The organism is Duganella sp. GW821-FHT01E12 (genome assembly GCF_059422325.1).
In genome coordinates this window covers 202,943-222,944 of sequence record NZ_JBWKWR010000002.1, presented here as the reverse complement: position 1 = coordinate 222,944, position 20,002 = coordinate 202,943, and the positions used below count along the sequence as shown (strand labels likewise).

General features: G+C 63.5%; 12 protein-coding genes and 1 pseudogene. 3 read left to right on the top strand and 10 right to left on the bottom strand.

Annotation, left to right across the window (positions count from 1 at the left end; all coding sequences use genetic code 11):
- Positions 1-36: 36 nt before the first annotated feature.
- From AC07WS_RS06280 to AC07WS_RS06245, 8 genes are all read right to left on the bottom strand, one after another.
- Positions 37-2,133 (bottom strand): bifunctional 2',3'-cyclic-nucleotide 2'-phosphodiesterase/3'-nucleotidase, encoded by a 2,097-nt coding sequence (locus AC07WS_RS06280; RefSeq protein ID WP_494728227.1) that lies wholly within the window; start codon positions 2,131-2,133, stop codon positions 37-39.
- Positions 2,134-2,210: 77 nt separating this feature from the next.
- A complete protein-coding gene (locus AC07WS_RS06275) occupies positions 2,211-3,914 on the bottom strand; it encodes a DUF3443 domain-containing protein (RefSeq protein ID WP_494728226.1) in 1,704 nt (567 codons plus the stop codon).
- A gap of 10 nt (positions 3,915-3,924) precedes the next feature.
- Complete coding sequence (locus AC07WS_RS06270; RefSeq protein WP_494728225.1) at positions 3,925-4,386, bottom strand: DUF2844 domain-containing protein; 462 nt, start codon at positions 4,384-4,386, stop codon at positions 3,925-3,927.
- Between the two features lie 106 nt (positions 4,387-4,492).
- Complete coding sequence (gudD, locus tag AC07WS_RS06265) at positions 4,493-5,833, bottom strand: glucarate dehydratase (RefSeq protein WP_494728224.1); 1,341 nt, start codon at positions 5,831-5,833, stop codon at positions 4,493-4,495.
- A 9-nt stretch (positions 5,834-5,842) separates the two neighbouring features.
- Positions 5,843-7,171, bottom strand: coding sequence for an MFS transporter (locus tag AC07WS_RS06260; RefSeq protein ID WP_494728929.1), 1,329 nt, complete (start codon positions 7,169-7,171; stop codon positions 5,843-5,845).
- Between the two features lie 61 nt (positions 7,172-7,232).
- Positions 7,233-8,306, bottom strand: a complete 1,074-nt coding sequence (locus AC07WS_RS06255) for a porin (RefSeq protein ID WP_494728223.1) — start codon at positions 8,304-8,306, stop codon at positions 7,233-7,235.
- A gap of 117 nt (positions 8,307-8,423) precedes the next feature.
- Positions 8,424-9,308, bottom strand: a complete 885-nt coding sequence (locus AC07WS_RS06250) for a LysR substrate-binding domain-containing protein (protein WP_494728222.1) — start codon at positions 9,306-9,308, stop codon at positions 8,424-8,426.
- Positions 9,309-9,399: 91 nt separating this feature from the next.
- Positions 9,400-11,802, bottom strand: coding sequence for a TonB-dependent receptor plug domain-containing protein (locus tag AC07WS_RS06245; RefSeq protein WP_494728221.1), 2,403 nt, complete (start codon positions 11,800-11,802; stop codon positions 9,400-9,402).
- 707 nt (positions 11,803-12,509) lie between these two features.
- On the opposite strand from AC07WS_RS06245, the gene AC07WS_RS06240 reads away from it, so the two are divergent.
- Both AC07WS_RS06240 and AC07WS_RS06235 read left to right on the top strand, forming a co-directional pair.
- A complete protein-coding gene (locus AC07WS_RS06240) occupies positions 12,510-14,255 on the top strand; it encodes an AAA family ATPase (protein ID WP_494728220.1) in 1,746 nt (581 codons plus the stop codon).
- Positions 14,252-15,115, top strand: a complete 864-nt coding sequence (locus tag AC07WS_RS06235; protein ID WP_494728219.1) for a hypothetical protein — start codon at positions 14,252-14,254, stop codon at positions 15,113-15,115. The genes AC07WS_RS06240 and AC07WS_RS06235 overlap by 4 nt, the downstream gene beginning before the upstream one ends.
- Before the next feature lie 139 nt (positions 15,116-15,254).
- Here AC07WS_RS06235 and AC07WS_RS06230 read toward each other — a convergent pair.
- Positions 15,255-15,851: pseudogene (locus AC07WS_RS06230) on the bottom strand (integrase core domain-containing protein); the annotation flags it as partial.
- Between the two features lie 373 nt (positions 15,852-16,224).
- Between AC07WS_RS06230 and AC07WS_RS06225 the strand changes: the two are divergent.
- Positions 16,225-19,398 carry an error-prone DNA polymerase gene (locus AC07WS_RS06225; protein WP_494728218.1) on the top strand — a complete coding sequence of 1,058 codons (3,174 nt, stop codon included), beginning with the start codon at positions 16,225-16,227 and terminating at the stop codon, positions 19,396-19,398.
- On the opposite strand, the gene AC07WS_RS06220 is transcribed toward AC07WS_RS06225, so the two are convergent.
- A complete protein-coding gene (locus AC07WS_RS06220) occupies positions 19,399-19,821 on the bottom strand; it encodes a PRC-barrel domain-containing protein (RefSeq protein WP_494728217.1) in 423 nt (140 codons plus the stop codon).
- Positions 19,822-20,002: the final 181 nt, after the last annotated feature.

The following is a 20,002-nucleotide window of genomic DNA, read 5'->3' as shown; positions in this document are numbered from 1 at the left end:
TAAACGGAGCCGGCAGTGCCGGCCCCGCGCACCCACTTACTTGCTCAGATCGATAGCGTACTTGGCGAAGCCGCTGGCATCCAGCGCGCCCTCGGCCGTGACGGCGGTGATGCCGCTGCTCTTGGCCAGCGCCAGGTGGCCCGGCGCCGAACGCAGGATCACCGGCCCGGCCGTCGCCACCTTGACGAAGCTCCAGCTGCGCGCGCTGCCGTTGCCCGCCAGCGTGACCTTGCCGCTGGCCGCGCCCTGCGCCGTCAGGTAGTTGCTGACCACGGTCTGGTTGGCGTCCGGCGACTTGATGATGGTCTTGCTGCCGTCGATGCCGGGCACGGCGCCGCCGCCGCCCGCGCGGTAGTCGTTGGTGGCGACGATGAAGTCGTCGCCGTCGGCCACCGCCTTGCCCAGGTAGGTCAAGTTGACGATGCGGCTGCCGACCGGCTTGGTCACGTCGATCTGGTAGGTCAGCGCGTTGTTCTCGGCGTAGAACACGTCGTAGTTGTAGATCGTGCCGTACGACGGCACCAGGTCCTGCTCGCTGGTCTTGGCCGGGTCGATCTGGCCGAACTGTTTGGCCGCCGTTTCCAGCCAGGCCTTCAGGTCCGAACCCTTGATCTTGACCGCCTGCAGGTTGTTGTTGCTGTACAGGTAGAGGTCGCCCGGATTGCGCACCTGCAGGCCGACCGGCGCGGCCGCGCTGGCGCCCGGCGCGACGTCGGTGAAGTCCGATGGACCGTTGCGGCCGGCCTTGAACGGCGCGCTGCACGAGATCACCGGAATGTTCTTGTAGCTGGCGATGGTGGCGTCGGTGCTGGCGGCGATGAATTTCTTCACGTAGTCCAGCTGCGCCTGGTTGACCAGCTGGATCGCGCTGACGTCGCCCACCAGCGAGAAGTAGGCCGACATTTCGAAGTCGGTGCTCACGCCCAGCGGCTGCTTGGCGTAGGCGATGGTGGCCGCGTGCTCGGTGGCGACGATAGGCGCGATGGCCGGATCGGCCTTGACGACGGTGGTGCCGTCGGCGTACTTGAAGCCGCGCGATTCCACGCTGGTCTTATCCTGCTGCACCACCCACTTGCCGCCGGTGTAGACCAGGGTCAGCTTGATGATGCCCAGACGGCGACCCCAGCTTTGCGCCATCACGGTCGGCACGCCGTTGACGAAGCCGTTGACGGCGTCGATCTTGGCGCTGGCCGGGAAGGCCGCGAACGACGCATCCAGCGCCGGCGCGCCGGTCTCTTTACCCTTCGGGAAGATCAGGTGCGAGTGGCCGATCAGCAGCGCGTCGATGCCGGTGCTGGTCAGGTGATAGCTGCCGTTCTCCATCTTCGGGCTGTAGGCGCTCGGGTCCAGGCCGCCGTGCGACAGCGCCACCACCAGGTCGGCGCCCTTGGCGCGCAGCTCCGGCACGTACTGCTTGGCCGCTTCCTGCACGCCGGTCACGGCGACCTTGCCGGCCAGGTTCTTCTGGTCCCAGTCCAGGATCTGCGGCGGCACGAAGCTCATGATGCCGATGTTCAGTTTGACGTCGACCTTGGTGCCGTCGAGCTTGGTGGCGCTGAAGGTGCGCGGCAGCAGCGTGTACGGCTGCACGATGGGCTTGTTGCTGGCCACGCCGGTGACGTTGGTCAGCACCAGCGGGAAGTTGGGGGCGCCACAGGTGCCGCTGGGCTTGGCCACGCCGGGAATGCCGAAGTCGGTGTTGGTGATCTGGCTCAGCAGCGGCAGGCCATAGTTGAACTCGTGGTTGCCGAAGCCGCCGCCGTCGTACTTCATGGCGTTCATCACCTTGTGCACGGCCATGGTGTCGGCGCAGGCGACCGGCTTGGTCACGGCCTGCATGTCGCCCAGCAGCGTGCCCTGGATCACGTCGCCGTCGTCCAGCAGCACGTTGTTCGGGTTTTCCGCGCGCGCCGCGCTGACCAGGGTCGAGGTGCGTTCCAGGCCCAGGCTGGTGTCTTCGGCCAGCGAGTAGTAGTTGTAGCTCATCACGTTGGCGTGGATGTCGGTGGTCTCCATCAGCGCCAGCGTGACGGTCGTGCCTTCCGCGATGGCCGGCGGTGGCGTGTAATCGCCGCCGCAACCGACCAGACCCGCTGCCGCCATGGCAGCCAACATCACCAGATTTAATTTCATCGCACCCTCAAAGTAAGAAAATTCAAGGGGGCGACTTTACCCAATCGACATGACAGGGCGATGACAAAAAGCAAAATCTAGTAGGCCCAGAGCGGTCCCGTCTTGCCGTTGACGCTGGCGCCCTCGATCACCACGAACACGCGGCGGCCGTAGAAGAAGGGCAGGCCCCAGTCGAAGTAATTGCCGTTGCCGGCGGTGCCGCCGACCTGGGCCGCCGAAATGGTGGACGCCAGCTGCACCATGTTGGCCACGCTGAAGTTGACGGCGCCGCTGGCGCTGCCGTCGGCGGCGGTGTTGGTGGCGCTGAGCGACAGCGTGGCGGCCGGGCAGTAGAAATCGCCGCCCGAGCACGTGCGTATCGTGCTGTCGTTGAAGAAGTAGCCGTTCGAGCCGCTGTCGATGAAGCTGGCGCTGTAGGTCTTGCCCTTGTAGGTGGTGTTGAAGTCGCCGCCGCTGTTGGTGGTGAACAGGGTCTCGCCGACGATGGTGTTGTTGGCCTGCGTGTTGACGCCGAAGATCAGCGTGCCGCCGACCGAGGTCAGGCCGGAGGTGCCCACGCCGGGCAGCACCAGCAGCACGCCGTTGTTGTTGACGGCGAACGAGGCCACCGGATTGCTGACCTGCGAGGCCAGCGCCATGCTGCTGGCGACGCAGCCGCTGGCGGTGCAGGCGTAGTAGGCGCCGCCCACCGCCGACCTGGCGCAGCTGTCGCCGCAGTCCTGCTTGAACAGGCCGACGCCCAGGATGCCCTTGGCCCCCAGCGCCGCCAGCGTGCCGAGGTTGTTGCCGGCGCTGCTGCAGCTGGACGGCGTGGCCGCGTAGTTGGCGCCGCTGTCGCCGATCACCTGGATCGAGATGCCGGCCGCGGTTTCGTCGGCCATCCTGACGTCGGCCCGGCGCACCGCACCCCAGGTGTAGCCGCCGATGAACTTGCCGCAGGTGCCGGCGTCGGCGCCGGACGGCGTCTGCACCGCCGGCAGGTTCAGCGCCGCGTCGAGCGGCGCCAGCAGGCGCAGGCCGTAGGAGCCGGTGTCGAGCAGCACGTGGTCGATGGTCTGGCAGGTGCTGGTGCCGGGGCGGCACACCGTCACGCTGACATACGGAATGTTGATCGCGCCGTTGACGCCGGTCGGGCCGCTGTCGACCACGATGGCGGTGCTGTTGCTGAGCGGCGCGGTCACGCTCAGCGCGGCGCTGGCGTTGACGTTGCCGCCGTCGCCGGCGCAGGACAGCGTGTAGACGAAATTGCCCGCCGCATTGGGCGCGATGGTGAGCGAGCCGGAGGTGGCCTTGGCGCCGCTCCAGGCGCCGCCGGCGGTGCAGCCGCTGGCGTTGGCCGACGACCAGCTCAGCACCGAGGTCTGCGCGGTGGTGATGCTGGCCGGCGCCAGCGTCAGGTTGACGGTGGGCGAGGGCGGCGGCGAGCTGACCACCACGCTGGTGGTCTTGCTGACGCCGCCGCAGGTGACGGTGTAGTAGGCGGTGCCGGCCGCGCCTGCCGTGACGGTGCGCGAGCCGCTGTTGTCCAGCGCGCCGCTCCAGGCGCCGGACGCGGTGCAGCCGGTCGTGGTCGGATTGCTGACGCTCCAGCTCAGGGTGACGACCTGGCCGACGGTGGTGGCGGTCGGCGTGGCGCTGATGCTGACCACCGGCGTGGCGGCGGCGCCCTGGCTGGTCGCTTGCGTGGTTTGGGCGGCGGTCGTCGCGGCGCCGCCGCTGCCGCCACCGCAGGCGCTGAGTGTGAACGCGAGCACGGCGCCGGCAAGGAGGGAACGGAACATGCGCGTGTCCTTATTCGATGACGGCAGTGTCGAAGCCGGCCGGCAGCGCGCTGGGTATCCAGGCGTGGCCGGCGTAGGCGCGCATGTGGCCGCCCGAGACGATGACCACGTCCGGCTGCTCCAGCGCCAGCTGCGAATGGCCGGCCTTGGGACGCTTGGCGGCGGTGCTGGTCAGCACGGCGAACTTGTCGCCCAGCAGGGTGCGCAGGTCGGGCAGGGTTGGGCCGTTCCAGCTGACGGCGAACACCGTGCCGTCGCCGTTGACGTATTCGCGCACCACGGTGCCGCTGTCGAGCGTGCTCTGGCTGACGGTGTAGACGGCCGTGCTGTCGGCGCCGGTGGCCGCCAGGCTGCGCGCGCCTTGCCGCACGGGCGTCGCGCCGAAATTGGAAGGGGAACTGCCCAGCGCCGCATAGGCGAGCGCGCCCTGCAGCAGGGAAAGCAACAACATGAATAGGAATGCCCGGCGCATAATACGCTCCTGTGCCTAAGATGCAGGCAGTGTAAAACGGCGCCGGGTTGGATGGCGTTAGCGATGTGTAAGCAAACGTTACACATCGACGGTTGGCGATCCTGCCTTAGCGCATCAGGCAAGGGCGCTTGTTATCGAACTTCCAGTTGGGAACCAGGAACTGCATCGCCGCGGCATCGTCGCGCGCACCTAGGCCCATGTTCTTGTAGGCCTGATGGGCCTTCTCCAGCTCCACCATATCCAGCTCGACACCCAGGCCGGGCCGGGCAGGGACATGTATCATCCCGCCCTCGATCTTCAACGGCTCCCTGGTCAGGCGCTGGCCGTCCTGCCAGATCCAGTGGGTGTCGATCGCGGTCACCTTGCCCGGCGCCGCCGCGCCGACGTGGGTGAACATCGCCAGCGAAATATCGAAGTGATTGTTCGAGTGCGAGCCCCAGGTCAGGCCGAACATCTGGCACAGCTGGGCGACGCGCACCGAACCCTGCATGGTCCAGAAGTGCGGGTCGGCCAGCGGGATGTCGACCGATTGCAGCTGGATCGCATGCGCCATCTGGCGCCAGTCGGTCGCGATCATGTTGGTGGCGGTCGGCAGGCCCGTTTCACGACGGAATTCGGCCATCACTTCGCGGCCCGAGAAACCGTTCTCCGCGCCGCACGGGTCTTCCGCGTACGCCAGGATGCCGTGCTTGTCGCGGCAGACGCGAACCGCGTCCTTGAGCAGCCAGCCGCCGTTCGGGTCCAGCGTCACGCGCGCTTGCGGGAAGCGTTCATGCAGGGCGACGATCGCCTCCATCTCCTCGTCGGCCGACAGCACGCCTCCCTTCAGTTTGAAATCGTTGAAGCCGTAACGGGCATGGCTCGCTTCGGCCAGGCGCACGATGGCTTCCGGCGTCAGCGCCTCCTCGTTGCGCAGCCTGAACCACGCATCGTCGGCACCGGGCTCGCTGCGATAGGCCATCGGCGTCTTGTTGCGGTCGCCCACGTAGAACAGGTAGCCCAGCATCTCGACCGCGGAACGCTGCAAGCCGTCCCCCAGCAAGGCCGCGACCGGCACGTTCATGAACTGCCCCAGCAAGTCGAGCAGCGCCGACTCCATCGCCGTCACCGCGTGGATGGTGGTGCGCAGGTCGAAGGTCTGCAGGCCACGGCCGCCGGCGTCGCGGTCGGCGAACGCGCTGCGCATCGCGTTGAGCACGCCGTTGTAGTCGCCCAGCGTTTTGCCTATGACAAACGGGCGGGCGTCCTCGATGGTCTGGCGGATTTTCTCGCCGCCGGGAACCTCGCCCAGGCCGGTATTGCCGGCGCTGTCGGTCAGGATCACGATGTTGCGGGTGAACCATGGGCCGTGGGCGCCGCTGAGATTGAGCAGCATGCTGTCCTGGCCGGCGACGGGAACGACGCGCATGTCGGTCACGACCGGGGCATTGGTGACGATGTGATTCATAGATAAGTTCTAGCGTGGTTGGGTGGAAGTGGTCAGCGAGACGCGTTTGATATCGCCGACAATGAACAGGTAACAGACGATGGCCATCGCGGCATTGGCGCCGACAAACACCAGCGCGCCCGAGAACGAGCCGGTGTTTTGTACGATGTAGCCGATGACGATGGGGGTGGTGATGCCGGCGGTATTGCCGAAGGTGTTGAACAGGGCGCCGCTCAGGCCGCCGGCTTCCTTGGGCGACGTGTCCGACACCACCGCCCAGCCCAGCGCGCCGATGCCCTTGCCGAAGAAGGCCAGCGACATGATGGCGACGACCAGCATATCGGTCTCGATGTAGTTACAGGCGATCATGCTCATCGACAGCAGCATGCCGATCACGATAGGCAACTTGCGCGACACCGACAGCGAATAGCCCGCCTTGTTCAGGCGATCCGACAGCCAGCCGCCGCTGACGCCGCCCAGGAAGCCCGCGATGGCGGGCAGCGAGGCGACAAAGCCGGCCTTCAGGATCGTCATGTGGCGCTCCTGCACCAGATACACGGGGAACCAGGTGAGGAAGAAGTAGGTGAGCGTGGTGATGCAATACTGGCCGATGTACACGCCCAGCAGCATCCGGCTGCTGAGCAGCTCCTTGATGCAAGCCATGGTGTTCACCTGCGCGGGCTGGGCCGCGCGCGTGCCGCTTTCCAGGTCGACCAGCGCGCCGCCTTGCTGAAGGTACTGCAGCTCGCTGGCGTTGATGCCGGGGTGGTCCTTGGGGCCGTAGATCGTCTTGAGCCAGACGAAGGCCATGAAGATGCCCAGGGCGCCCATGGCGAAGAAAACGCTTTGCCATCCAAAGGAATGCACCAGCCAGCCCATGATGGGCGCGAACAGCACCGTGGCGAAGTATTGCGCCGAGTTGAACACGGCGGCGGCAAGGCCGCGCTCGTGGGTGGGGAACCACGACGAGGCGATCCGGCTGTTGCCCGGGAACGAAGGCGCTTCGGCGGCGCCGACCAGCAGGCGCAGCACGAACAGCAGCACCACCGCCGCGCCGCCGGTCACGAATCCCGCGGCGCCGGTGAACAGGGTGAAGGTGGACCACAGGAAGATGCTGAAGAAGTAGGTGATCTTCGATCCGAAACGGTCCAGCAGCCAGCCGCCCGGAAGCTGGGCGAGCACGTAGGACCAGGCAAAGGCCGAGAAGACAAAGCCCATCTGGACCGCGTCCAGGCCGAGCGCTTTTTTGATTTCCGGCCCGGCGATCGAAATCGTCGCGCGGTCGGCGTAGTTGATGGTGGTGATCGCAAACAGCATGGCCAGGATGACCCAGCGTTTGCGCGTCTGCGGCTTGGCCATGCTGACGGCCTGGGTGAATTGAGCTTGTTCCACGGTGCGTCCTGTCTCTGGTGATGCCGGGTTAGAAGGCGTGACGCATGCCGAGGTTGTAGCCGGTGTTGCCGGAGCCGCTTTCAGTATTGTTGGCGACCGTGTAACCGGCGCCGTTTTTATTGCGGATGTGGCCGTACGCGGCGTAGAGCGAGGTGCGTGGCGACAGCGGATGCAGATAGCCGATGCCCCAGGCGTTGGCGTCCTGGTTGAAGCTGGTGCGGTCGTCCTTGTGCATCACCGAGCCCAGCACGGTGCCCGGCCCGGCCGGCATGCTGAAGCCAAGCAGGTAGTCGCGGCCGTCGGTCGAAGCCGTCGGCTTGACGCCGCCGTAAGGATTGTTCGGGTTGCCCAACGGCGCGGCGTTAAAGCCCTTGTCGATGCCGTAGCCGGCATGGAGCTTGATCCAGCCGAAGTTGTAGTTCGCGCCCAGCAGCGTGTTGCGGCCCAGGGTGCGGTCCAGCGCCGGCGTGGCGCCGCTGGCGACCACGTCGGAATTCTTGCTGTTGTAGGCCAGGCGCACGGTCAGCTGACCTGTGGCGTAGCCGAGCGCTCCGCCGAACTGGCGGCCGGCGCGGATATTGGTCTGCTCGCCGGCGCTGTAGGACAGTTCGCCATCGACGCCGTTCACGCGCGGCGAGGCATAGCTGATCGTATTGCTGGTGCGGACGTTCGCGCCGGAGTCGGGGAACAGGTTCTTGGAGGTGCCCGCGTAACCCGTGCTGAACGGGTCGACGATATTGACCAGCGTGGTGTGGTACGGCGTGTACTGCCGGCCGAGGGCGACCGAGCCGATTCCGCTTTTCAGTCCGACGAAGGCCTGGCGGTTGAACAGGGTGCCGGCCGCGTCGATTTCGCCGGTATCGATCTTGGTGCCGGCCTCCAGCGTGAAGAAGGCCGACATGCCGCCGCCCAGATCCTCGGTGCCGCGGAAGCCGAGGCGCGAGGCGGAGCCCGCGCCGCTGGTGACCTTGGTGAGATTGCCTGCACTGCCGCCGCGTTCGCCGACGATGGCGGCATCGACGATGCCGTAGATCGCGACGGAGGACTGGGCTTGCGCCGTGGCTGCGCCCAGGGCGAGGACAATTGCTGCCGCTTGTTTCATGCTGTCTCCTTGATGTATTTTTTATGATTGGCTTGCAAATCAATCATAGGGCGGGCATCTATGCATCACCAAACCAAAGAGTGTCGCCAGCGATTCAAATAGTGAATCGCTGCGGGATCAGTCAGCGTGGAACGTCGGCAGCACCTCGCGTTTAAAGACACGCAATACGGGGTTTTCGTTGTCGCGCCGGTGGACGCACACCATGTGCACCGGTTCGGTCTCCATTTTTCTCATCACCAGGCCGTTGAACCCGAGCCGCCCCGCGCCTTCGGCAATCAGGGCCACGCCCAGGCGGGCGCGCACCAAGGCCAGCATGGTATGCACCTGGCCGACGTGCTCGACGATGTCCGGCTCCACGCCGGCCTTGGCGAACCGCTCGCTCAGCATGTGATGGAACGGCCGCGCGTCGAACGGCGAGTACATCACGAAAGGCCGGCCGTGCAGGCTCTGCAGTGTAGGCGCCAGCGGCCAGTCGCCGGCGTCGTCCTCGTGGATGGCCAGCATCAGCGATTCGGTCGTCAGCGGTATGGTTTCGAGTTCCGCGTTGAGCGTGTGCGGGCGCATCAGGCCCAGGTCCAGCTCGCCTGAGTTGAGCGCCTCGACCTGCGCCGTGCTGACCAGTTCCTTCAACGTCAGGGAGAGGCCGGGGCAGTGTTCGCGCAGCCGGCGGACCACCTCGGGGAGCAGGCTATAGCCCGATGCCGAGGTGAAGCCGATCGCCAGATGTCCCTGCTCGCCCTTGGCGGCGCGGCGCGCCGTCAGCGCCGCCTCGTGCGCCAGCCGGAGTATGCGCGTGGCCTCCGGCAGGAAAGCCTTGCCGGCGGCGGTCAGCCGCACCACGCGGCTACTGCGCTCGATGAGCTCCGCGCCGACATTGTGTTCCAACAGCCGGATCTGGCGGCTCAGCGGCGGCTGCGTCATATTCAGCCGCTCGGCCGCGCGGCTGAAGTGCAGCTCCTCGGCCACGGCGACAAAACAGCGCAGCTGGCTGATCTCAAACATGTTGTGTCCTTCGCGACGATGCGCTATAAAAAAACCCCGAAAGCTGATAGCCAGCTTTCGGGGTTCAGTCTACAGGTCCGGCAGCGCCGGCTTAGAACTTGACGTACAGGCGGCCGAAGTACGACGCGCCGTTCAGGCCGAACTGCACGCTCTCGTACTTGAAGCCGTTGTCGGTTTCGTCCGGGTTCTGCGAGGTCGGCTTGACGTTGAAGATGTTGTTGCCGCCGAAGGTGAACTTCATGTTTTTGTTGATGGCGTAGGTGAAGCTCAGGTCGGCCGAGGTCTTGGACTCGTAGTGCTGGTTAGGCACGCCGGCCGCCGTGCCGCTGAACGTGCCCAGGGTCTGCGGGCCGAAGTGGATGATCTTCAGGTCGCTTTCCCACGGGCCGGTCACGTAGTCGAAGCCCAGCGTGGCCTTGGAGCGCGGCGCGCCCTGCTCGATGTACAGGCGCTCCTTCTCCGACAGCAGCACGTCCTCGAAGCCCTTGAGCGAGGCCGGCGCGTGGATGCCGGTCACTTCCGTCTTGCTGACGTTGAGCGCCAGGAAGGTGGTCAGCTTGTTGGGGCCGAAGTTGGTCTTGTGCGACGCGGTCAGGTCCAGGCCCTGGGTCTTGGTGTCGACCGAGTTGACGAAGAACTGCGCCTCGCCCACGCCCAGCTTGGCCAGGCGCTCGGCCAGGTCGGGGTAGGTGTCGGCGTTGAAGCGGCCCGACAGCACGATGCGGTCCTTGATCTTGATGTCGTACAGGTCGGCCGTCACGGACAGGGCGGCGTTCGGCGTCCAGGTCGTGCCCAGCGTGAAGCTGGTCGATTTTTCTTCCTTCAGTTTCGGGATGCCGGCCGCGTTGGCGACGGCGCCGCCGTTGGGCGCCAGCACCACGTCGGTCGGCACGCCGCCGATGAAGTCGGTGAAGGTGGACGAGAAATAAACTTGTTGCAGCGACGGCGCGCGGAAGCCGGTGCTGGCCGAGCCGCGCAGCAGCACGCTGTCGGCCACGCGCACGCTGCCGGCCAGCTTGCCGGTGACGGTGGAGCCGAAGTCGCTGAATTTTTCATAGCGCACCGCGCCCTGCAGCTTGACCGTCTTGTTCAGGTCCGCTTCCAGGTCGAGGTAGGCGGCGGTGCTGTGGCGCTTGGCGTTGACCTGGTCGGCCGGCTGGAAGCCGGGGAAGCCCTGGCTGCCGGCGTTGCCGCCGAAGCCGACGCCGTCGACGTCGTTGTACGAGCCCGGCTCGCCGGCGAAGATCTTGTAGTTCTCGCTGCGGTATTCGCCGCCGAAGGCCACGTTCAGGCCGTCGCCGACCAGGCCGTCGTAGTAGTGGTTCAGGTCGAGGTTGGTGGTCAGCTGCTGGAACGAGAAGCCGCCCGCGTCGAAGCGGTCGGGGCTGATGCCCTTGCCGCCGGCCAGCAAGTCCTTGTTGGCGATCGAGGCGTTGATCGTATGGCTGATGTTGTACTTCATCTTGTTGTAGCCATAGGTCTGCGACAGGTCCAGGTTCCAGTCGCCCACCATGCTGCGGTGGCCGAGGATGGCGTAGCGGTCGTCGATGTCGGCGTTGATGAAGGGCACGAAGCCGTTCGGGTACATGGCGGCCGAGTTGCGGCTCGGGATGTCGTCGGAGCCGACGCCGCCGCGCGCGAAGGCGGCGCTGGAGGCGTCGCGGGTCTGGGCGCCTGCCGTGAAGTACAGCTTGCCGGTGCCGACGGTCGGCAGTTCGCCGTTCAGGTACAGGGTCTGGTTCTTGGTCTTGCTGTCGCCGATGATGCGCGGGTTGTCGGCCTCGGCGCGGTTGGAGCGGCCGCGGTCGAGGTATTCGCCGGTGATGCCGAGCGTGCCGCCGTTGCCGATCTCGAAGCCGCAGTAGGCCGAGGTCAGGTAGTTCTTGCCGTCGCGCTTGGAGTATTCGCTGAAGCCGGCCACCGCCTCGCAGCCCTTGCTTTTCTTCAGGCCGATGTCCATCACGCCGGCGATGGCGTCCGAGCCGTACTGGGCGGCGGCGCCGTCGCGCAGCACCTGCACGTCCTTGATCGCCAGCAGCGGGATGGTGTTCATGTCGGTGCCGGTGTTGCCGCGGTTGCGCGCGCCGAACAGGTTGACCAGCGCGGTGGTGTGGCGGCGCTTGCCGTTGACCAGCACCAGGGTCTGGTCGGAACCGAGGCCGCGCAGCGCGGCCGAATCGACCAGGTCGGCGCCGTCGGAGCCGCTCTGGCGGGTCGAGTTGAACGATGGCGAGATATAAGTCAGCGTTTGCGCCAGGTCGAACTGGCCGCCTTGTTCTGTGGACTTGCTCATCGGAATGATATCGACCGGCACCACGGTGTCGGTGGAGGAACTGGTCGCGCGGCGCGAACCGACGATGCTGACCGACTGGATGGGGGTGTCTGGCTTGGCTTCCGGCGCGGACTGCGCGAAGGCGGAGGGTGCGAGGCTCAGGGCGGCTGCGCCGTACAGGCTGAGCAGTACTGCATTACGAAGTGGCGTGGTGGCGAACAAGTTTTCTCTCCCGTGAAAAATTTGATTTTAGTCAAATCGCTCTAACGGGGTGAGGATTCTGACAATTTTGCGGGCAAACTTTATTTATTGTTGTTTTGCCGCGCCATAGTTGCGCCGGGCGCTGCGTAGTTCTACGTAGCGCGCCGCTTGAACGGCCGCTCCGGGTGTATTATACTGTATAAAAACACAGTATATCGCCATGAACACCATCTTGCCGGCCTACGCAGAGTTGTTCTTATAGGCTCGACAGGATCAAGGGCACTCAGGAGCGACAAGCCAGCACGTTTGAGGACGCGACTGACGGTCGCTTTTACCGAAATCTATCCTGATGAGACTGGACAAAGCGCTGCGCAATTTCTGCGTAGCGCTATTGCGTATTACAAAAGCCTAGGCATCAATCTGACCCACGTTAGTAGCACAATTCCAACTGTCTCATCGGCATGAGTTCGGAGTGATCAAGGTGGCTTTACTCGGCATCATTCGACGATGGCACCTTCGTGACCAGATCCCAATTCGAGAAATCGCCAAACGAACAATGCGCCCACCATTGGAAGGGCACGCCCTCAATGCCGTCTTGATGAAAGCCCGTGACGGCGCCGCAGACTTTGCTGGAAGGGGACAGGGAATGGCTCGGTGAAAATTTGTGAGTTTCCTTGGTGATAAAAATGGTAAGATGTTTTCTTTAGGCAACTTTAAGTGGGAAACGTATGAGTTGGAGCTTATCTTTTACCGATGATGCAAAAGCGTATATCCCCCCAGGCGGTATTCGGATTCTTCCAACAAATTCCGGCTGGAACGATTTCTCATATAATTTTAATTCGCTGATTTCAATCAATCCCCCCGACAACCGGAAACCGATTTCCGTAACTGCCTACGTGGTGCCGTTGGGCGGCCACGTGGCGAGTAACCTGCTGCAGTGGATAAAAAAAAATCCTCACCTACTGAGCCACGAAAGTGTCGGTAATACGGCAACTGCGCCGCATGGACGCCTGTTATTCGCAACCCTCATCGGGCATGAGCAAGGTTACTCGCAGCTAGCGAAATGGGTGCTCGATGACGTGGAGCTGGATTCGATATTACTTGCGCTGAACGACGTGTTGTGGTTGAGAAATTCCCAATTTGGCGAGGATATTGCAAAGTTGCTTTCGCAAACCTCGTTCAGCTTGGGTGTACTGCGATCGCCTACGGCATACCGAGCCATGCGCCGGGGTATGCGTTCCCTTCAGGGAAGTCAGATTAAGGAGTTACCAGAAACGAGAAAGAGTTTTACGTTCCGGACGCAACTACACGGTTTTGATGAAGGTGTGCATGATTTGTCGGTTGGGTTCAAGGACTTGGGCTTGTTCGAGGACCGGGTTCACTGCCTTATCGGTGTCAATGGCACAGGTAAGACGCGGTTGTTGAGGGAATTAGTATTGTGGCTTGGCAGGCTGTCAGGAAAGGCTGACCAGGCGTTTAATCCATTCGAGGAATGCTCTGAAGCTATTTCCGAGTGCGAATATGATGGTCCGCTTTACAATCGCTTGCTGGTATTCTCTACCACCCCGGAGGATCGCTTTCCTTCGCGTGCCGCGGATGAGGGGAATTTCGAATACCAGTACTTTAACCTAGTCGATGTCGGAACGTTTCGCGTACGAAGAATAGAGTCGGATCCCCTGACCAATTTAATGGTCGACCTGATCCGGGATCAAACTCAGTTAGTAGGCGTGCTGCTTACCAGATTTGCTCTCCTCAAACGCACACTGCGAGACCATATTGACCTTGAAATGTTGTACCTGCCAGTGTTGCCGGAGGTTGCGCAAGACAGCTTCACTTATCAGGATGAGCGAGGCGAGTATTATGTACGCGCCCTGGATATCCTGCGGATGAATGAACAACGGCATTTGTTGTTCACGTCCGCCGTGGATACGGCGCGCCCGTTGGGATTTTATGCGCAGACCGGCGGGAACAATCGGATACGTGTACTACACCTTAGCAGCGGCCAGCATATTTTCTTCCGCTTCTCCCTGAGGCTGATCAGCAGCATCGATCATGGGACACTGGTGATTATTGATGAGCCGGAAACCCATCTCCATCCTAACCTAATCTGTGAATTCGTAACGCTGCTGTACACCGTGCTGGAGGCGACTAAATCGATCGCGCTGATTGCCACGCATTCCGCCTACATTGTGCGCGAGGTGCCAACCCATTGCGCGCATGTTTTCTCATTTGATGAGGATTCGAAACAGGTCAACATCGGACAGGTCCGCATGAAGACCTTGGGGGCGAGTATCGATAGCGTTTCGCAGGCGGTTTTTGGCGACTCCACTGCAAGAAAATATCACGAAAAATTTGCTAGGGACGTGTTCAAAAGCGGCATGTCGCCGGAGCAGTTGCTAGCCGAGTATGGCTCAGTGCTTAGCCCTGAACTACTGATCGAAATACGCGCAATGCAGTCGGGGAGCGGTAATTGATCTTCGTTCCGTATCCTCGCGTTAGAAATTCAAAAACTATCTCCGTTTTTTCAGTATATGCGCCGTCATTGTTAGCGCTGGCACCGGATCTGAAGAGGGCTTACTGCGCCTACCGTATCAACAAGGGAAGTCCGACCGTTGTTCTTCCTCTCAATAAAACGCAGCCAGGGAAAATCTCACCCGTCCAAAAAGAGGAATTAACGGGGCTTTACGGAACGACCTATAAAAAACTGAAGGAGAACTACCGGCAGCTGGACTGGGCCTATGACTTGAGAAAGTCCGATAAGCTTCCGTATTGTCCCATGTGCGGGAATACCGGTCGGGACGCATTGGACCACTACCTAGCCAAAGCGGACTATCCAGAATTTGCCATCCTGTCGTTTAATCTGGTACCAACCTGCACAGCCTGCAATTCAAAGCGTAGCAACTCGGCCAATGTGCCAGGAACGCTACTGCCGTTGATACATCCGTATTTCGAAGGCCCGCGCCTCGATAGCCCGCTGGTTCGAGTAGAGATCGAGGCGGACAAGGGAGTGGTCCCGCCCACTTACCAAATGCCGTCGTTTCGGCTGGTACCAGCAATTCCGACGACTGACCCGCTTTTTCAGCGACTGGAAAATCACCTGAACAAGTGCGTCGATGAAGCGCAACTGCGACGTTGGGTGACTGGGCGATGGAAGCTGTGGCGAATCAAGGCACCCGACTACAGCTCGGTGTCTGAATTGGGCAAGGACGTCGATCGCGAGCTGCAAGCGGAAGTTGATGTTGGAGGCATGAACAATTGGACCGCAGCCTTTTTACGCGGCTTGCTGGCTACGCCGTCCGCCATGCAATGGATGATGAGCAATCCGACGCCTTAAGCCGACATTTCATATCGGGTGTGTTTCAGCCAACATCTGAGCTTGAAGGTTCTCATGGAGAGCGCTCCTCTCTCCGCAGCGTTGCAGCGTTGCAGCGGTTCGGCAGTTCTTTTGGCATCAACGAACTGCTGCGAACACATTAAATGTCGAGTCCCGTTTGATCATAGACGCGTTTATCGAATAATTCGGGCTTGGTCTGCTGCCACTCTTTCGGCACCTGGACTGGCGTTTTAGCACCGATGGCGCGTTGCGGGATGTGGTGGTTGTAAAGCTTCAGGTAATTGAGCAAGGTTGTCTCCAGATGGGCCCTGCTATCGAAACGGGGCTGCTGCAATAGCTCACTGATGCGGCCGTTGAACCGTTCCGCCATGCTGTTCGTTTGCGGATGGCGCGGTGGCGCCAGGCGATGCTCGATGCCCATGCCAGCACAAACCTTGTCAAAGGCATGCTGGCCGCTGGGCTTTTTGTCTTTTGTCGTGAAGCGGTCGGTGAACTGCGAACCATTGTTAGTCAGCAGTTTGATGATTTTGATCGGCGATGCCAGCTTCAGCAGGCGCAAGAAATCGACGCTGCTCTTGTTCGTCATGTCGCCGTTGATGTGCAGGAACACCCAGCGCGTGGCACGATCAATGGCCACGAATAGGTAGCGACGCGAGGTTTCGTCGGGCATATGGGGCAGGTATCTGATGTCGATGTGAACAAAGCCGGGGTCGTAGTCCTTGACGGTTTTCTTTGCCGATATCGTTTCTCCCATGCTACGACGAGGGACATGATCACACGAAACTGAACAAATACTCATGCACCATGCAAACGCAGTCGACCGCATGATTTGATCATTTAGAGTTTAGACGCTTGCTTGGTCAGCCGTAGATTTGTTGAGGGCAAAGAAGAACCTGCTCACCTAGGGGAAAATTCTGCCCTTGCACACCAAACTGACATTGGACTCGAACGAAGCGGGGTGGCGTTTGATGCGAAAGTGTACTTGGCTGGCAGGGCGCCAAGGTCAAACATGAGCAAATCGCTTTCTCGGCCCAAGATTTATTTATACCCTTTCGACGACATAACCGCGCAGGTTGCACTATACTGTATAAAAACACAGTATACAGTTTATGAACGCCATCGCCACGTCGCCCGCGCAGGGTTTGCCGGCCTACGCAGAGTTGTTCTGCCTGACCAATTTCTCCTTCCTGCAAGGCGCGTCCAGCGCCGAGGAGCTGGTCGCGCGCGCCGCGCAGCTGGATTACGCCGGCCTGGCCATCACCGACGAATGCTCGCTGGCCGGCGTAGTGCGCGCTCACGCACAGGCCAGGGACGCCGGCTTGCCGCTGCTCATCGGCAGCCATTTCCACCTGAAAAATCCGGACGGCGGCCCGGCGCTGTCGCTGATCGCGCTGGCGCAGAACCGCGAGGGCTACGGCAATCTCTGCGAGCTCATCACGATAGGGCGCAACCGTGTCGCCAAGGGCAGCTACCTGCTCACGCCGGCCGACCTGGCCGCGCCGCCGCCGGCCTACGCCCATCTGCAAGGCTTGCCCGGCTGCTTGCTGATATTGCTGCCGCATTACCCGGCTTTCCAGCCGGACGACGTCGACCGCCTGCACGCGCAGGCCGCGTGGATGGAGGTCACGTTTCCGGGCCGCAGCTGGATGGGGCTCAACCTGCTGCAGCGCGCGCTGGACGAGGCGCACCGTCTCAGCATCGACGAGGTGGCGCTGCAGCACGGCATGCCGGTGGTGGCGCTGGGCCAGGTCTGCATGCACGTGCGCTCGCGCAAGCCGCTGCTCGACACCCTGTGCGCGGTGCGGGTCGGCAAGCCGGTGGCCGAGTGCGGCTACGCGCTGGCGCAGAACGCCGAGCAGCACCTGCGCTCGCGGCTGCGGCTGGCCAACCTGTATCCGCCGCAGGCGCTGGCCGAAACGCTCAACATCCTGCGGCAATGTAGCTTCAGCCTGAGCGAGCTGCGCTACGAATATCCGCACGAGCTGGTGCCGCCGGGCCATACGCCGGGCAGCTATCTGCGGCAGGAGGTGTATGCCGGCGCGCAGCGGCGCTTTCCCGACGGCGTCTCGGCCAAGGTGAGCGGGCAGATCGAGAAGGAGCTGGAGCTGATCCGCGAGCTCAAATACGAGCCGTACTTCCTGACGGTGTACGACATCGTCCGCTACGCCCGTTCGCAGGACATCCTGTGCCAGGGCCGGGGCTCGGCGGCCAACTCCGTGGTCTGCTACTGCCTCGGCGTGACCGAGGTCGATCCCGAGCGCAGCAACATGCTGACCGGGCGCTTCATCTCGCGGGAGCGCGACGAGCCGCCCGACATCGACGTCGATTTCGAGCACCAGCGGCGCGAGGAAGTGATCCAGTACATCTACAAAAAATACGGCGCCGACCGCGCCGCGCTGGCGGCCGTCGTCATCAGCTACCGCCCCAAGAGCGCGCTGCGCGACAGCGGCAAGGCGCTGGGCGTGGACCTGGCCATCGTCGAGAAGGTGGCCAAGGCCCACCACTGGTTCGACGGCCGCCACGACCTGCTGGGCCGGCTGGCCGAGTGCGGCCTCGATCCGGAATCGCAACTGGCGCAGCAGTGGGCCGCGCTGGCGGTCGCCCTGCTGGGCTTCCCGCGCCACCTGTCGCAGCACCCGGGCGGCTTCGTCATCGCGCACGAAAAATTGTCGCGGCTGGTGCCGATCGAGGCCGCCACGATGGAGGGGCGCTGCGTGATCCAGTGGGACAAGGACGACCTGGAGGAGCTGGGCCTGATGAAGGTGGACGTGCTGGCGCTGGGCATGCTGTCGGCGCTGCGGCGGGCGCTGGCGCTGGTGGGCGCGCGGCGCGGCGCCCCGTTCCGCATGCAGGACATCCCCAGGGAGGACCCGGCCACCTACGACATGATGTGCGAGGCCGACACCATCGGCGTGTTCCAGATCGAGTCGCGCGCGCAGATGAGCATGCTGCCGCGCCTGCGGCCGCGGGTGTTCTACGACCTGGTGATCGAGGTCGCGCTGGTGCGGCCGGGGCCGATCCAGGGCGGCATGGTCCATCCCTATCTGCAGCGGCGCATGCGGCGCGAGGAGGTCCACTACCCGCCGCGGCTGGAGGAGGCGCTGGGCCGCACGCTGGGCGTGCCCATCTTCCAGGAGCAGGTGATGCAGATCGCCGTCATCGCCGCCGGCTTCACCGAGGGCGAGGCCGACCAGCTGCGGCGCGCGATGGCCGCGTGGAAGCGCAAGGGCGGGGTCGACAAATACCAGCAGCGCATCATGGACGGCATGCGCGAGCGCGGCTACGACGAAGGCTTCGCCGCCGCCATCTGCAGCCAGATCCAGGGTTTCGGCGAATACGGCTTCCCCGAATCGCACGCGGCCAGCTTCGCGCTGCTGACCTATGCCAGTTCCTGGCTCAAGTGCCACGAGCCGGCCGCCTTCCTGTGCGCGCTGCTCAACAGCCAGCCGATGGGCTTCTACAGCCCGTCGCAGCTGGTGCAGGACGCCAAACGCCACGGCGTGCAGGTGCGCCCGGTCGACGTCGCCGTCAGCGGCTGGGATACCTCGCTGGAGGAGCTGGCGGGGCGGCGCGCCCAGCCTGCCGTGCGGCTGGGGCTGTCGCTGCTGAAGGGCATGCGGGCCGAGGCGGCCGCGCGCATCGAGCAGGCGCGTGCGCAGCAGCCATTCGCCAGCGTGGCCGACCTGGCGCGGCGCGCCGACCTGGACCGCCACGACCTGCAGGTGCTGGCCGGCGGCAACGCGCTGCTGGCGCTGGCAGGCGACCGACGGCAAGCGCTGTGGCAGGCGGTCGGCGCCATGCCGGACAAGGATTTGCTGCGCCCCACCACGCCGGTCGAGGACTTGCCCGTGCTCAGGCCGCCGACCGAGGGGGAGGACATCCTGGGCGACTACCGCTCGCAGGGGCTGACCTTGGGGCGCCATCCGCTGGCGCTGCTGCGGCCCAAGCTGCTGGAGCACCGCTTCCTGCCGGCGTCCACGCTCAACACCTACACCGACGGCATGCTGGCGCGCGCCTGCGGCATGGTCACGGTGCGCCAGCGTCCGGGCACGGCCAAGGGCGTGCTGTTCATCACCATCGAGGACGAGACCGGCAACGTCAACGTCATCGTCTGGCCGGCGCTGGTCGAGCAGCAGCGGCGCGAGGTGCTGGGCGCGCCGCTGCTGGGGGTGTACGGCGTGTGGCAGCGGGAGGGCATCGTGCGCCACCTGGTCGCCAAGCGCCTGGTCGACATGTCCCACCTGCTGGGACGGCTGCCGACCATCAGCCGCGATTTCTGCTGATCAGCGTTGCAGGCCGGCGCCGCGCTTGGTGCTGGTGCCGTAGTAGGTGTGGATCTGGCTGGCCCAGGTCTGGTTGGCCATGTCGGGCCAATGGTGGGAATCGAAGCCGGGGGCGGTGTCGATGCGCTCCTTGTCCAGGTTCAGCGTGAAGCGCTTGTGGACGGTATCCAGCGCCAGCGCCTCCCACGGCACGGCGAACAGTTTCTCGCCGAGCGTGAACACGCCGCCGTGCGACATCACCGCGTAGGCGATGGCGCCGGTGCGCATGTCGAGCATGATTTCCTTGATCTCGCCCAGGTGCTCGTCCTTCAGGTTGTGGACGTGGTTGCCGATCAGCGTGTCGGCGCCCATCAGTTCCGGGCCGGGGCCCTTGTGGCCGTGGTCGACGTACATGCCCAGGGCATCGAGTTCTTCGTAGTTCATTTTGACCTCCAGGATTATCAATGAGCTATCATTTTTGACCGATCGGGCGGGGCGGTCTGTACGGTGCAGCACGGTGACGGCGCATGGGCGGCGTGAGGGGGAAACACGCCGGGGCGCGGATTTTTCCGGGCAGGAAGGTGAAGAATCGCGCGTTTTAGGGTATAATTTCAATTTCCCGCAC

What these genes read in the sequence shown, in the direction of transcription:
- AC07WS_RS06280 (WP_494728227.1), bottom strand. Translation starts at nt 2,133, where the DNA reads ATGAAATTAAATCTGGTGATGTTGGCTGCCATGGCGGCAGCGGGTCTG.
- AC07WS_RS06275 (WP_494728226.1), bottom strand. Translation starts at nt 3,914, where the DNA reads ATGTTCCGTTCCCTCCTTGCCGGCGCCGTGCTCGCGTTCACACTCAGC.
- AC07WS_RS06270 (WP_494728225.1), bottom strand. Translation starts at nt 4,386, where the DNA reads ATGCGCCGGGCATTCCTATTCATGTTGTTGCTTTCCCTGCTGCAGGGC.
- gudD (WP_494728224.1), bottom strand. Translation starts at nt 5,833, where the DNA reads ATGAATCACATCGTCACCAATGCCCCGGTCGTGACCGACATGCGCGTC.
- AC07WS_RS06260 (WP_494728929.1), bottom strand. Translation starts at nt 7,171, where the DNA reads ATGGCCAAGCCGCAGACGCGCAAACGCTGGGTCATCCTGGCCATGCTG.
- AC07WS_RS06255 (WP_494728223.1), bottom strand. Translation starts at nt 8,306, where the DNA reads ATGAAACAAGCGGCAGCAATTGTCCTCGCCCTGGGCGCAGCCACGGCG.
- AC07WS_RS06250 (WP_494728222.1), bottom strand. Translation starts at nt 9,308, where the DNA reads ATGTTTGAGATCAGCCAGCTGCGCTGTTTTGTCGCCGTGGCCGAGGAG.
- AC07WS_RS06240 (WP_494728220.1), top strand. Translation starts at nt 12,510, where the DNA reads ATGAGTTGGAGCTTATCTTTTACCGATGATGCAAAAGCGTATATCCCC.
- AC07WS_RS06225 (WP_494728218.1), top strand. Translation starts at nt 16,225, where the DNA reads ATGAACGCCATCGCCACGTCGCCCGCGCAGGGTTTGCCGGCCTACGCA.
- AC07WS_RS06220 (WP_494728217.1), bottom strand. Translation starts at nt 19,821, where the DNA reads ATGAACTACGAAGAACTCGATGCCCTGGGCATGTACGTCGACCACGGC.